Annotated in this window: 11 protein-coding genes; 1 reads left to right on the forward strand and 10 read right to left on the reverse strand. The window is 57.8% G+C overall.

Annotated elements, in window-relative coordinates:
* Window positions 1-45 precede the first annotated feature (45 nt).
* The gene (locus BC440_RS08300) at window positions 46-900 is read right to left on the reverse strand and encodes a D-amino-acid transaminase (protein ID WP_071239816.1); all 855 of its coding nucleotides are present in this window, start codon (window positions 898-900) and stop codon (window positions 46-48) included.
* A 358-nt stretch (window positions 901-1258) separates the two neighbouring features.
* On the opposite strand from BC440_RS08300, the gene BC440_RS08305 reads away from it, so the two are divergent.
* Window positions 1259-2200: an arylamine N-acetyltransferase gene (locus BC440_RS08305; protein ID WP_083379321.1), complete on the forward strand. Its 942-nt coding sequence runs from the start codon at window positions 1259-1261 to the stop codon at window positions 2198-2200.
* A 63-nt stretch (window positions 2201-2263) separates the two neighbouring features.
* On the opposite strand, the gene BC440_RS08310 is transcribed toward BC440_RS08305, so the two are convergent.
* The 9 genes from BC440_RS08310 to BC440_RS08350 all read right to left on the reverse strand — a co-directional run.
* Window positions 2264-3067, reverse strand: coding sequence for a transporter substrate-binding domain-containing protein (locus BC440_RS08310; protein WP_071239817.1), 804 nt, complete (start codon window positions 3065-3067; stop codon window positions 2264-2266).
* A gap of 212 nt (window positions 3068-3279) precedes the next feature.
* Complete coding sequence (gene ugpC / locus BC440_RS08315) at window positions 3280-4401, reverse strand: sn-glycerol-3-phosphate ABC transporter ATP-binding protein UgpC (RefSeq protein WP_071239818.1); 1122 nt, start codon at window positions 4399-4401, stop codon at window positions 3280-3282.
* Between the two features lie 10 nt (window positions 4402-4411).
* The gene (locus BC440_RS08320; protein ID WP_062960875.1) at window positions 4412-5263 is read right to left on the reverse strand and encodes a carbohydrate ABC transporter permease; all 852 of its coding nucleotides are present in this window, start codon (window positions 5261-5263) and stop codon (window positions 4412-4414) included.
* 18 nt (window positions 5264-5281) lie between these two features.
* Window positions 5282-6223: a sugar ABC transporter permease gene (locus BC440_RS08325; RefSeq protein WP_247643540.1), complete on the reverse strand. Its 942-nt coding sequence runs from the start codon at window positions 6221-6223 to the stop codon at window positions 5282-5284.
* Window positions 6220-7488, reverse strand: coding sequence for a sugar ABC transporter substrate-binding protein (locus BC440_RS08330; RefSeq protein ID WP_071239819.1), 1269 nt, complete (start codon window positions 7486-7488; stop codon window positions 6220-6222). The genes BC440_RS08325 and BC440_RS08330 overlap by 4 nt, the downstream gene beginning before the upstream one ends.
* Window positions 7489-7518: 30 nt before the next feature.
* Window positions 7519-8718, reverse strand: coding sequence for a PLP-dependent transferase (locus tag BC440_RS08335; RefSeq protein WP_083379322.1), 1200 nt, complete (start codon window positions 8716-8718; stop codon window positions 7519-7521).
* Window positions 8705-9424 (reverse strand): FadR/GntR family transcriptional regulator, encoded by a 720-nt coding sequence (locus BC440_RS08340; RefSeq protein WP_071239820.1) that lies wholly within the window; start codon window positions 9422-9424, stop codon window positions 8705-8707. Before BC440_RS08340 ends, BC440_RS08335 begins: the two co-directional genes overlap by 14 nt.
* Window positions 9425-9868: 444 nt before the next feature.
* Entirely contained in the window at window positions 9869-10687 is an 819-nt protein-coding gene (locus BC440_RS08345; RefSeq protein WP_210766350.1) for an alpha/beta hydrolase, read from the reverse strand.
* 336 nt (window positions 10688-11023) lie between these two features.
* Window positions 11024-13481: autotransporter domain-containing protein (locus tag BC440_RS08350; protein WP_071239821.1), on the reverse strand; the 2458-nt coding region annotated here is incomplete at its 5' end.

Here is a 13481-nt window from a genome sequence, read left to right on the forward strand (position 1 = left end):
CGGTGAAGGCGGCGTTTTGCGTTTGGGACGCGAGATGCTGAGGGGTCAGATCGCGGTGGCGCGGTTGGCTTCGATATAGATTTCGCGGAGCCGCTTGGCGATCGGGCCCGGCGTGCCGTCGCCGATTTTTTTGCCATCGACTTCGGCGACCGGGCAGACAAAGGCCGAGGCCGAGGTTGAGAAGGCTTCCTTGGCGTTGAGCACTTCATCGACCGTGAACAGGCGTTCTTCGACCTTGAGTTGCAATTCTTCGGCACATTTCAGGACGGCCTTGCGGGTGATGCCGTGCAGGATGTCGTTGGAAAGCTGCCGGGTGACGATGACGTTATCCTGGGTCACGATATAGGCATTGTTTGACGAGCCTTCGGTGACATAGCCATCGAGCACCATCCACGCATCGTCGGCCCCCTTGGCGGCGGCTTCGGTTTTGAGAAGCGACGCATAAAGAAGCTGCACGGTTTTGATGTCGGACCGGCGCCAGCGGACATCCGGGTAGGTCAGGATTTTCTGGCCGCGTTCGGCGAGCGGCGATTTGATCAGCGATTTGGATTGGGTGAACAGAACAACCGTGGCCGGGGTGTCATCCTTGATCGCGAAATCACGATCACCGGCCGACCCGCGCGAGATTTGCAGGTAAACCAGCCCCTCGGTGATGTCGTTGCGTTTGACCAGTTCGCGGTGGATTTCAAGCAGTTCGTCGATATCGGCCTTGTAGGTGAAGCCCAGTTCCGAGAGCGAACGCGCCAGACGGGTCATGTGACCGTTAAAATCGATCAGCTTGCCATCAAGTACCGAGGTGACTTCATACACGCCATCGGCAAACAGGAAGGAACGGTCAAAGATCGAAACCTTGGCTTCATTTTCCGGCAGATAGTCGCCGTTCACATAAACAGTACGCATGTCATCTTCCTGTCTGTTCGGGAACCGTCGAAAGGCGATACCGGAAATCCGGTTTCCGGGGATGGCCGTTCGCGCATGTTAAACCATATACCCATTTCGATAGCACAGAGCGGGCGGGTTTGTCGCGCGACGCTTTGGTTGTTGCGTATAAAAGGTGGAAAATTGCCTTTGCGGCCTTTCGAATGCCGCAATGTCGCATATATATGCGTTCATTGGCGCGCAGAACCGCAGAACATTCGATGAAAAAATGTTGAAATAGTCTATTGACCTGAACTTAGCTTGAGGTTCTATGGTCCTGCTCCAGAAACGGAAGTCCTGATTACATCACGCCCCAAACGGACAAGACACGGAGCCCCCGATGAATACGCATCTGCCGATAAGTGCCCCCAAATTCGATGATGCCGCAATCACTTCCAGCGTGCAGAACGCGATTGACGCAAGCTGGGCAAAGCCCTTTCCGCTGCCTGAGCCGCAGGTTGATCTGGACGCCTATTTCGCCCGGATCGGCTATGACGGCCCGCGCGAGGCGACGCTTGAGGTTTTGCGCGATCTGCATGCGCTGCATCCCGCCCATATCCCGTTCGAGGCGATCAATGTGCTGTGTCGCAAGGGGGTGAGCCTTGCGCCAGAGGATATCGACCGCAAGATCATTCTTGAAGGACGCGGTGGTTATTGTTTCGAGCAGAACGGCCTTTTCCGCCGCGTGTTGCGCAGCCTTGGCTTTGAGGTCGAAAGCCTCGCCGGGCGGGTTTTGTGGGGCTATAACGAGGGCGATGGCCCGCGGCCGCGCTGCCACATGGCGATGCGCGTCACGCTGGATGGCGAGGCGTGGCTGGTTGATGTCGGGCTGGGCGGCTGTGTACCGACCGCGCCGCTTTTGCTGGGCGTTTCGGTGCCACAGGTCACCCCGCATGATACCTTCCGGGTGCGGGAACGCAATGGCCGTTACCTGACGGAGCTTGAACGCGACGGGGTGTGGAAGCCGGTGCATGAGGTCGATATCGTCCCGGTCGAGGATATCGATTACGAGGTGATGAATTTCTATGCCAGCACCCATCCCGAAAGCGGCTTTGCCAAGGTTCTGATGGTGGCGCGCAGTGCGCCGCATGCAAGGTTTACCTTGTTAAACAACCGTCTGACCATCCGGCTGCGGACCGGCGAGGAGGAGGTGCATCACCTGTCGGTCGGCGATGTCGAGCAGACATTGAGCGATATTTTCGGGATTACGGTTGATCCGGCGTGGCGGACTTACCTTGAAGATGTCATCGCCAGTGCGGAAGCCGTGCGCAAGCAGGGGTAACGTCGCGAAATAAGAATGATCAGGGGCCGTGGCGTTGATGCTGCGGCCCTTTTGCATGCGGGGTCAGTAATTGACCGTCAATTCATGCCGGTTCATCAGGCTTTCAAACGTGCCGTTCTGCTTGACGGTGGCAAGGGCAGCGTTAAAGCGTTCGAGCAGTTCATCGCCGTTCGGGTAATCCTTTGAGGTCATCAGGAAAAGCCCCGATCCTTCAAGCAGCGGTTTTTCAATCGTATAGAATTTTTCGACTTCTTTTGGCGGGAAAAGGTTTCGGATGGTGTACCAACCGACGGAGCGCGCGGTGGAGAACAGGTCAATCCGGCCGATGTGAAGCATTTTGAAATTCTGTTCTTCGGTCAGGGCATATTCGACGGAAAGCCCGGCTTCCTCAAACCATGGCTGATAATAATATCCCTGTATCCCGCCAAGGCGGTAGGGTTTGAGATCAGAGAGTTCTTCATAGTGAATGGCCGGTTTGCGACCCTTTGCGTTATAGGCAAAAAACGGGGAATCTTCGATATAGAGCGCATCAGAGAAATTGAATTTTCGCGCGCGTTCTTCGGTGCGGCGATAGGGCAGCGTGCCCCATGCTTCGAGATTTTCAACATCCTGTTCGCCGCGTTTCCACGGTTTGAAATGAAATTCGAACGTGACATTCATTTCATGGCCGATGGCATCAAACAGATCGGGCAGGAAGCTTCCATCCGCGTCGGCGTGCGCATAGGGCGGGTAATCGTTGGTGACGATGACCAGCGTTTCGGTTGCGTGTGCCGATGGCAGTTCATGCGCGTTGGCGTGCGTCTGAACGTTTGTCTGGACGAGCAGCAAAAGGGCGGCTGCGAGCCCGATTTTGCGAAAAAATGTCATCCGCGTCCTTTTCCCGATGCCCCGGGGCGATTGGTTGCGGTGTTCTGTGGTGGTCGCAATTCAACCGTGTGTTTCATTGTATATGGGTAGGGCAGAAGAACTTTGCAGGGGCAAATGCAAAAGACAAAAGCCGCAGAGGGAGAGCTGCGGCCTTTGAGTAGATGCGCCGGGATTGAAGGTGCAATCGGCGCGGGAGACGACGGTGCGAACGCCTAGGCCGATTGGGCCGTGTGGGGCTCGTTTTCCGGGGGCAGGCGCAATTCGGTTTTGGTATCAAAAACGTGGACTTTTTCCATGTCGAACGCGATATGGATGAAGCTGTCGACGGCGAAATCCGGGCGGTCGAGGGTAAAAATTTTGACCGGATTGCCCGCGAGTGAGACATGAACAAGGGTTGAAAGCCCCATCGGTTCGATCAGTTCGACCCGGGCGGGAATGCCGCCATTGCCGCCAGTTTCATCGGCAAGAATGGTGATATGTTCGGGGCGTGCGCCAAGAGTGACGGCCTGATTGGCCGTTGCCCCGCGTGCTGGCAGGACGGGGACCAGTGACCCATCGGTCAGCCGGATACCGGCATTGCCGTTTGGCGAGATTTCATAGGCCCCTTTGAGGAAGTTCATCGCCGGTGATCCGATGAAGCTGGCGACGAAGATGTTGGCGGGGCGGTCATAGATTTCGACCGGGCTTCCGACCTGCTGGATGATGCCGTCATGCATGGCAACGATCCGGTCGGCCATTGTCATGGCTTCGATCTGGTCATGGGTGACATAGACCGAGGTCGCACCAAGGCGGCGGTGCAGTTTGCGGATTTCGGTGCGCATCTGTTCACGAAGCCGGGCATCCAGATTTGACAGCGGTTCGTCAAACAAAAACGCCTGTGGTTTGCGGACAATCGCGCGGCCCATGGCGACACGCTGGCGCTGCCCGCCCGAAAGGGCCTTTGGCCGCCGTTCGAGAAGGGCGGTCAGGCCAAGGATTTCGGCGACATTGGTGATCGCATCGGTGATTTTTTCCTTGGCGGTTTTGCGCAGTGTGAGCGCGTAGCTCATATTTTCGGCGACTGACATGTGGGGATACAGCGCATAGGATTGAAACACCATGGCGATGTCGCGGTCCTTGGGCTGCAATTCATTGACCACCGTGCCGCCGATGGAAATCGCGCCCGATGTGATGTCCTCCAGCCCGGCAATCATGCGAAGCAGGGTCGATTTGCCACAGCCCGACGGGCCGACCAGAACGATGAATTCGCCGTCCTTTATTTGCAGGTCGATCCCGTGCAGGACATCGACCGCGCCATAGCTTTTGACGGCATTTGAAATTTCAATGGAAGCCATTTGGGTCCTCTTATCCTTTCACAGCGCCAGCGGTAAGCCCCTGCACCAGATAACGCTGGATCAGCAGGAAGAACGCGCAGGCCGGGATCAGGGCCAGCACACCGGCGGCCATCATCTGACCGAAATCGACACTGAATTTTGAAACGAATGACAGCAGACCGACCGGGAAGGTCGAGGCACTTTCGCTGCTGACCAGCATCAGGGCGAATAAAAGCTCGCTCCAGGCGGCGGTGAAAACAAAGCCGAGCGTTGCCGCCACACCGGGAAGGGTAAGCGGCAGAATGATGCGTCGGAAGGCCTGAAAGCGGGTATTGCCATCGATCATCGCGGCTTCTTCGAGATCCTTGGGGATGCCGTCAAAGAAGGACTGCATCAGGAAGGTCGCGAACGGCACATTGAACGCGGTATAGACGATGATAAGCCCCGTCAGGCTGTCGGTCAGGCCAAGCGGGGCCAGAATTTTAAAGATCGGCGCAATCAGCATGACCAGCGGGAACATCTGGGTGATCAGCATCAGGGCGACGATGATCACCTTGCCGCGAAAGGCAAAGCGCGAAAACGAATAGCCGGTCACGGCGGCGACCATGGTGGTCACAATCGCGGTGGTGCCCGCAACGATCACGGAATTCAGGAAATAATGCGGGAAGTTGCTTTGGGTCAGGACGAAGAAATAGTTTTCCCACGTCGTGCGTGACGGCCACATCCGCACCCCTTCGGTATACAGGATGTCGTTGGGCGTGACCGATACCTTGAGCAGCCAGTAAAGCGGGAACAGGGCAAAGACGACAAAGGCCCCGATCATCAGATAATGGCTGCCCCAATAGACCAGTTTGCGGGCGGGTGAATTTCCGGAAACGTTCATGTTCTTTGATCCCTTGCCCTAGCTGTCGGCATGCGTCATGGCGCGGCGCAGTGCAATCACACCCAGCGCATAGGCCAGCAGCAGAACCAGAAGGACGGCTGCAATCGCCGAGGCATAGCCGAAATCAAGGCGGCGGAAGGCCTGGGTGAAGATATAGGATGCGACGATCTGGGTTGAATCCGCCGGGCCGCCATTGGTCATGACGACAATCAGATCGGCGAAATTGGCAATCCAGATGGTGCGTAGCATCAGCGTGATCGCAATGGTCGGTGCGAGAAACGGCAGGGTGATGCTGATGAATTGCTGACGGGTGGTTGCGCCATCGATGGCGGCGGCCTCATACAGTTCCTTGGGGATGGATTGCAGGGCGGCCAGCAGGGTGATGGCAAAGAACGGAATGCCAAACCAGATATTGGCAACAATCGGCCCCCACATCGCAAGATCCGGGTCGGACAGGATGTTAAACGGTGCGTCCATCAGGCCAAGGGCGGTAAACCAGTGCGGCAGGGGACCGACCACGGGATTGAACATCCATGCCCAGTTCAGGCCCGACAAAAAGGTCGGCACAGCCCACGGGAGAAATACCAGCGCCTGAACCAGCCGACGTCCAAGGAAATCCCGGTTAAGCAACAGGGCAAGGATCAGGCCAAGCGTGAACTGGAATAACAGGGAGCCGAAAGTCCACCACGCGGTATTGACCAATGCGCCAAGAAAGGCGTCGTCGGTGATCAGGGTCTGGAAATGGGCCGTGCCGACAAAGCCGCCGCTAAACGGATTGAGGATACGGATATCGCGAAAGGCGTAGCTTAGCCCCAGAACGAGGGGCATCAGCATCACCGCGATGATCAGGATCAGCGCGGGGGAAACATAAAGATAGGGTTCAAGAATGCCGGACAGTCTTCTGGAGATCACCCCCCGCCTTTCGACGGGGAGTTTTCCGGCCTGCATTGCAGTGGTCACTGATTTGCCGCCATCCATTTTTTCTGTGCCGGGGTCAGGTATTCGGCCCATTGTTCTGCCAGTTCTTCGGGCGTGATCCGGCCAAGCAGGGCTTCCTGACTGGTGCGGATCACGAGGCTGTCCTTGAAGAAGGCGAATTCTTCAAGATGGGTCGGCATGACGGTCGGATGCACGTCGGGATCGGACAGTTCGTTAAACCAGCCTTCGAATTGCGGGCTGGCAAAGAACGGATCGCTTTCGGCACCGTTATGGATCGGCAATGCCCCGATGCGCTTGTTCCAGGCAAGGTTGCTGTCCTTGGATTCAAGATGGGCGATCAGGTTCCATGCCTCGTCCTTATGCTCGCTGCTGGCAAACATTGACCAGCCGGCATAGCCGATGGTCGGGAATGCCTTGCCCGACGGGCCCTTTGGCATGGTGGTGACGCCGAAATCCTCTTCCTTCATGCGGCTTGAAATCGCGATCAGGGCGTCGGGGTCCTGATCAAGCATCGCACAGGTGCCGGAATAGAACCCGGCGACGATTTCGTTAAAGCCCCAGTTCAGGCTGTCTTTGGGGGCCAGTCCGTCCTTATAGATATCGATCAGATATTCAAGGCCGTTGGTCCAGCCCTCGGACGCAAAGGTGCTTTGGCCGTCTTCGGTAAAGAATTCGTTTGATCCGGCGGCGGTCGCGCCAAACATCACCCAGCCATTCAGGCCGCCGGGCCCGCCGCGCATGCAGTAGCCATATTTGCCGGGAAGGGCGGATACCTTTTCAGCGGCTGCGCGGAAGTCATCGAGTGTTACCGGGACTTCGGTGACACCGGCTTCCTCGAACAGCTTTTTGTTATAGAACATCGCGCGCAGATAGAAGCCATAAGGCAGCATATAGGCGGTGTTGTTGGCCGAGCGGGCAAATTCGATGGCCCGGTCATTGAGCGTTTTCGCCCCGTCCCATTCCTTGATGTAAGGTTCGAGACTTTCGAGCGCGCCGTTATTGGCATAGAGGGTTAACCACGTATCGGGCATTTCAACGATGTCGGGGGTTTGGCCCGCCGATACCATGGTGGCGAATTTTTCAAAGGCCTGCCCCCATGGAAGGGATGTGATTTCGACGGTCACACCGGGATTTGCCGCCTCGTATTCCGCGACCAGGCTTTTGAGCGTTTCGGTGCGTTCCGGGCTTGTGATGACTTCGACAAGTTTCAGCGTGGTATCGGCATGGGCCTGACTTGTCAGAACGAGAGAGGTCACACCTGCCAGTAATGTTGTTTTCCAGTTCATTGTGAAGTTCCCTGTTTTTAAAGAGTATTCTTACTTCAGGCTTGCCCCGATCGCCTGTGTCAGGTCCGCCCGGAGGTCTTCCGGGCTTTCGAGGCCGATATGCAGGCGGACCAGATTTTCCGGTACGCCAAAGCGCAGTGCGGAATTGGGGCCGCCGACTTGTGCGCGCGTCACCAGCGCGGGCACAATCAGGCTTTCGTGCCCGCCCCATGACACGCCGATCTTGAAGATGCGCAGCGCATCGACAAATTTCGGGATATCGATATTCGGGGTGAACTCGAACGAAAACAGACCGGATGATCCGGTCAGGCCGGGGGGCGTTTGCCCGCCCAGACGCGGATGGTGAACCGCGATGACTTCGGGGTGGTCGGCAAGGAAACCGGCAATGGCCAGCCCCGATCTTTCATGTTCATGCATGCGGGCCGACAGGGTGCGAAGCCCGCGCAGCAAAAGCCAGCCGTCAAAGGCCGAAAGTTTGGCCCCCAGATAAGGCAGGATGGTGGTGCGGACATTGCCGATGAATTCGGACGATCCGGCAATCACGCCTGCGACGACGTCGCTGTGCCCGCCAAGATATTTGGATGCGGAATGAACCACGACATCGCAGCCCAATGTTGCGGGCTGGCAGAAAATCGGCGATGCCCAGCTATTATCAATGATCGATACCGCCCCGGCATCGCGTGCGATATCGCAAAGGGTTTTGATATCGTGGGTGTGGAAGGTCCAGCTTGTCGGGCTTTCGAGATAGAGGATTTTGGCACCGGGAATGGCGGCGCGCACCGCATCGATATTGCGGCCATCGACATAATCGACCGTGACATTCATATCGCGCAGGAACATCTCGAAAAACCGGAAGGCATCGGGATAAAGATGTTCGACCGCAACAATCCGGTCCCCGGGGCGGATCACCGACAGGACGGCGGACGAGATTGCGGCCATGCCGCTGGCGGTGCCCAATGCGTCTTCGGTTTTTTCAAGGGCGGCGATTTTTTCCTCGAACGCGCGGACGGTCGGGTTGAGCCCGCGTGAATAGACCGGGCGGGTTTTGCGCCCGGCATAGGTTTCGACCATTTCGGCGAAGTTTTCGAACACGAAAAGCGAGTTCTGGAAAATCGGCGGTACGACCGCATTGGCGAAATGGGTTTCGTCATAGGCCAGCCGGGTGGCGGGGGACAGGGCGTCGTCCTGTGATCTGCTGTTTGCCGGTTTATCGGAATTATTGTTGTTCATTGGACATTCTCACGATGTCGTTTTCGACGATTTCAAGGATGGCAAGCGTGTGCTGACGGGCGGCTTCGGGATCGCGCGCGACAATCGCGTCAAACAGCATGCGGTGAAATTCAAAGGATTCCTTGGCGAAGTCCGGGCGGTTGAACGGCTGGGCAAAGAAGCTTTCAAACGCTTCGCGCATCTGGCCGAGCAACTGTTCAAACAGGGGATTGCCCGACGCCTTGTAGATCGAGAGGTGATAGACAAGGTCGGCCTGGCCGGCGGTGCCAAATTCCAGATGTTCGGCTTCCATCGCATCAAGGGCGGCCCGCATTGCTTCGATATCCGCATCGCTTGCGCGTTTGGCGGCCAGCATGCTGGCTTCGACTTCAAGTCCGCGGCGGACTTCAAGGGTTTGTAGCAACCCATCACGCTGGGTGGCGATGGAAAGCGGCATGAACAGGGTCTGTTCACTGACCGGGCGTTTAAGATAGGTGCCCGATCCGCGTTTGATTTCGACGATGCCAAGGGCCTGCATATGGCCGATTGCCTCGCGGATGCTGGATCGACCGACCTGAAGGCCCGCCATCAGTTCGCGTTCGGGTGGCAATTGATCGCCGGGTTTCAAATCCGACTGCACGATGAATTGTGTTAAGGATTCAAGGATCGCATCGCGACGCCCCGATGTTTGTATGGGTCGGATAGTGGCACCTGCCGATTGCGACACTTCACACCTTTATCTGATTTTCACCTCGCCCCGGCGACCGGTTATGTGGTCAGCCATCAGACGTCAGACCAATTTTGGAATTGAATCGGTTCAAGTCAAGCGGAAATGAAAAGGGGGGCGATGTTTTGCAATCGCGAATGGCGGAAAGGTGCCGGTTTTCAGGCCTTTGGCGGGGATCGGAATGGTGCGGTGGGTGCGCTGCGAATTTGGTCGATCCGGGGCGTTTGACCGGAAAATTCCGTTAAACGGCGTGCGCGCGGCGGGGAGTCGGTGCAAAGGGCAGCGAGATCTGGCGGTGAGGATCGGAGCGATGGTACCGACGGTGCCGATGGAGAAGCGGGTAGGTGGACTGAAGAGTAACGAGCAGCGTGGTATAAAAAACGCGCCGCATGGGGATGCGGCGCGTGAAGTTGGGCAGATGTTGAGGGAGGCAGGCGTTAAGGATCAGTTGGCGTTGGCGGCCTTGAGGATCAGGTCGGCAACAGCTTTGGGGTGGGAAACCATGACGACGTGGGAGGCGCCATCAATCACGACGGTTTCCTGTGAATTGGCGCGTTTCGCCATGAATTCCATTGCGGCGGGCGGGATGTTTTTATCAGCCGTGCCATAGATGTGGTAGGATGGCAGGTCTTTCCATGCGGTATCGCCAGATGGTTCGTTCAGGGCAAAGTCGGTGACCGGGCGTTGGGCAATCGCCATCAGGCGGGCCTTTTCAGCCGAAACGTCGGCGGCAAATTGCGCGTGGAATTTCGCCGGATCGATATAAAGATCATTCACACCGTTGCCGAGCGGGACCGGGGCTGCCAGGGCTTCACCCAATGTGCCGCCGGGGAATTTTGCTGCCAGTTCGGCAATGGTTTCACCCTTTTCCGGGGCGAAAGAGGCGACATAGACCAGCGATTTCACATTGGCTGCACCGGTTGCGGCGTTACTGATGACCGGCCCGCCGTAGGAATGACCAACCAGAACCACATCACCCGGAATGCTGTCGATAAGCGAGCGGGTATAGGCGGCATCGCCCGAAACACTGCGCAGCGGGTTGGCAACGCTGATCACGCGATATCCTTCGTCCTGCAGGATCGGTGCAACGCCGTCCCAGCTGTCAGAGGCGGCAAAGGCACCATGGACCAGAAGGATGGTTGGTTTGGTGTTGGCGGCATTCGCGGCCGCAGTGTCAGCGGCAAAGGCCGGAGATTGAGCGGCCATCAGGCCAAAAGCAAAAGCGGTCGCCTTGAGCAGGTTTTTCACATTCAGCATTTTCATCTTCCTTTTCCCGGTTTCGCCGATGACCGGCCAAACGTTGTTTCGATGAAATGCTTGTAGCCGTGAATTTATGATCGTTCAATATTAAATCGTGTGCGATTTAATCACGTGCAATCACATAAGCGTGAGGTCGGTGTTATGGCCCGTGAGCGGGCGGGGTGGGTTTGGTAACGGGTTTTAAGGGAGAGCACACACACCCGCCGTCACTCCCGCGAAAGCGGGAGTCCATGGTGCAGCGGGCTTGACGGTTGGTTTAGAGGGGGTGGCACGGAGGACTGGATTCTCGCCCGCGCGGGAATGACGGGGAGGGCATGGGCGTTCGTGGTGCGGTGGGGCTCAGAACTTCATCCTGAATCCGGCACCGAGGGCATGTTCGCGGCGGCTTTTGGAGATCGAGGGCTGGTAATCGGCATAGAAGCTCCAGCCGTCGTCATCGGCAAGGGCAAAGCCGAGATTGCCGACGAGTGTATCGCGGTCGGTTTCGCTGCCTGCGACCGTGAAGGAGGATGTGCCGGTAAAGGCCAGTGTGGTGCTGTGGGCTGTCGGGCCAAGGTGATGGTCCCAGCCAAGGCGGAATTGCGGGATCAGGGTCTGGCCATTGCCGGTTTCATACAGGCCCGCCATCCTTAGCCCGAGGCTTGCGGTTCCGGTCAGGGTGCTGTCAGATGCGCGTGACAGATTGGCCGAGCCGGCCCCGGTTTCGGTAAAGGCGTCATGATCGTTCCAGAGCACGCCCAGCGCGCCATAGGGCGCAACCCGCCAGTTATGGGCAACGTCAAATCCCCTTGCCAGTTCAAGATTGGCATTGAGTGCGTTGTCGGTGTAATCCGCCGTGGCGGTGCGATCAATGCCGCCAAAAACAAGATTACGGCGGCTGTCATTTGCCGTTCGGGTCCATCCGGCCTGCCCGGAAAGCCGCAAATCATCGCCAAGATCGTGCGTAGCATAAAGCCCGGCCATGAAATTGCGACTATCGAGGGTGGCATCCCGGCCAGCCTGACGGTTTTTGACGTCGGCATAACCGAAATAGACCCCCAGAATGGTGGTGTCGGAAAGCGGTGAGTCAAAGCCGCCAACCATGCCGGTCCATTGGTAATCGGCGGTGTCGGCATTGCCATCGCCGTTGATCCGGCCGGTTGCCCCAATCGCCTGAAACCAGATGGCGGAGGCGGCCTGTGGCGCATTTTCAGTGCCCAGCGACAGCATGTTTGCGTCACTTGCCATCGGACCGGAACGGGCAAAGCCGGTAAGTTCGGCGGGGGACAGGGTGCTGGCGGCGACAAGGGACCCGCTGGTGGTTTGGGCAATGGTGCGGCTGCGGTTCAGATCGGCAAGGCGCGCGCCGATCTGGCCGGTGGCCTGATGGGTGATGCGGGCATTCATGGCAGGGGCGGCGGCAAAGATATCGCCCGAGAGCTGTTGATAGGCGTGCTGTGCCCCGGCATTCGTCAGGCCAAGAATGGCGTTGCTGATGGTGGTGCCGTCCGTGCCCGAAAGGTTGCCGATCTGGCCAGCGACGGCTTTTTGATTGGGGGTTGTGGCAATGTCGGTAAAGCCGCTGGCGTTGCGGGTCAGTGTCAGGGAGACATCATTGCCAGTGCCGCCCGTGGTCGAATTGCTGGCATCATAAAAGGCAAGCTGATTGTCAATTGTTGCGAAATCGCCGGTAATTGCATCAACACCATCATTTTCAATAATCACATAATTATAGGTCGTTTGGCCGGAGAAATTGTTCCCCGATACGCCTTTGACCCGCAGGGTCGAGCCGGTGATATCGACCGTGCCATTGACAATGACCTTGTCGGAATTTCCGGCACTATCCACCTCGATCTCAAGGATCGAACCGGCATTGAGGACATAGGCACCATTGACGGTTTGTGTGCCGATGGAATTGCCCGGCGCATGAATGCCGCCCGATGAAATGGTGGTTGCCCCGACGGTTCCCGTGCCGCCAAGGGTGGCACCGCTCGCGACCGTGACGGCAGAGGCAATTGATCCATTGACCGCAAGGCGGCCCGCAGAAACGGTCGTGGTGCCGGAATAGGTGTTGGCCCCGCTGAGTGTGACGGTGCCGGTGCCGGTTTTGGCAAGCGCGCCGGTCCCGGCCAGAACGGCACTGATGGTGCCTGATTGGGTATCGAAGGTGCCCGATGATGACAATGTGCCGTTTGATACGGTTGCACCATTGAGTGTGATGGTGCCGGTCCGGGTCTGTGTCGTCGTGCCGAGATCAAGCGTGCCGCCGGTCAGGTTAAGTGCGCCTGCGGCATTTCCGAGTGTTCCCGATCCCGACAGGGATAACGTGCCCGCCGAAAGGTTTGTTGCGCCGGAATAGCTGTTGGCGGCACTGAGTGTCAGGGTGCCTGCGCCGTTTTTGGTCAGTGCCCAGCTTCCGGTGCCGCCCGATCCGGCCTGATCGGTGATGGTATTGGCAAGGGTTTGTGTATCGCCGGTATCAGGATTGAAGGTCAGGGTGCCGCTGCCTTGCAGGAAAACACCATCGCCAAAGGCAGAGCCGTCCTCGGCGGTGCCCGCCGCACCGGTTCCGCCGTTTCCGCCGGTGACAGTGTTGTTATTGACGGTCAGGGTTCCGGCGATGGTCAGGGTTGCGCCATCCATCACAAAGATGGCACCCCCGGCACCAAGGCCACCACCCCCGGCCGCCTGAGAGATGGTACCGCTTGAGACACCGTTGCCCGCGCCAAATCCGCCCTGACCGACATTGGCGACGCTGCCAAGGCCGCCACCACCGCCGCCGCCGCCAAAACCGCCATCGCCCCGGAACTCTAGAGCC

This window comes from Thalassospira sp. MIT1004 (assembly GCF_001858545.1).
GTDB lineage: Bacteria > Pseudomonadota > Alphaproteobacteria > Rhodospirillales > Thalassospiraceae > Thalassospira > Thalassospira xiamenensis.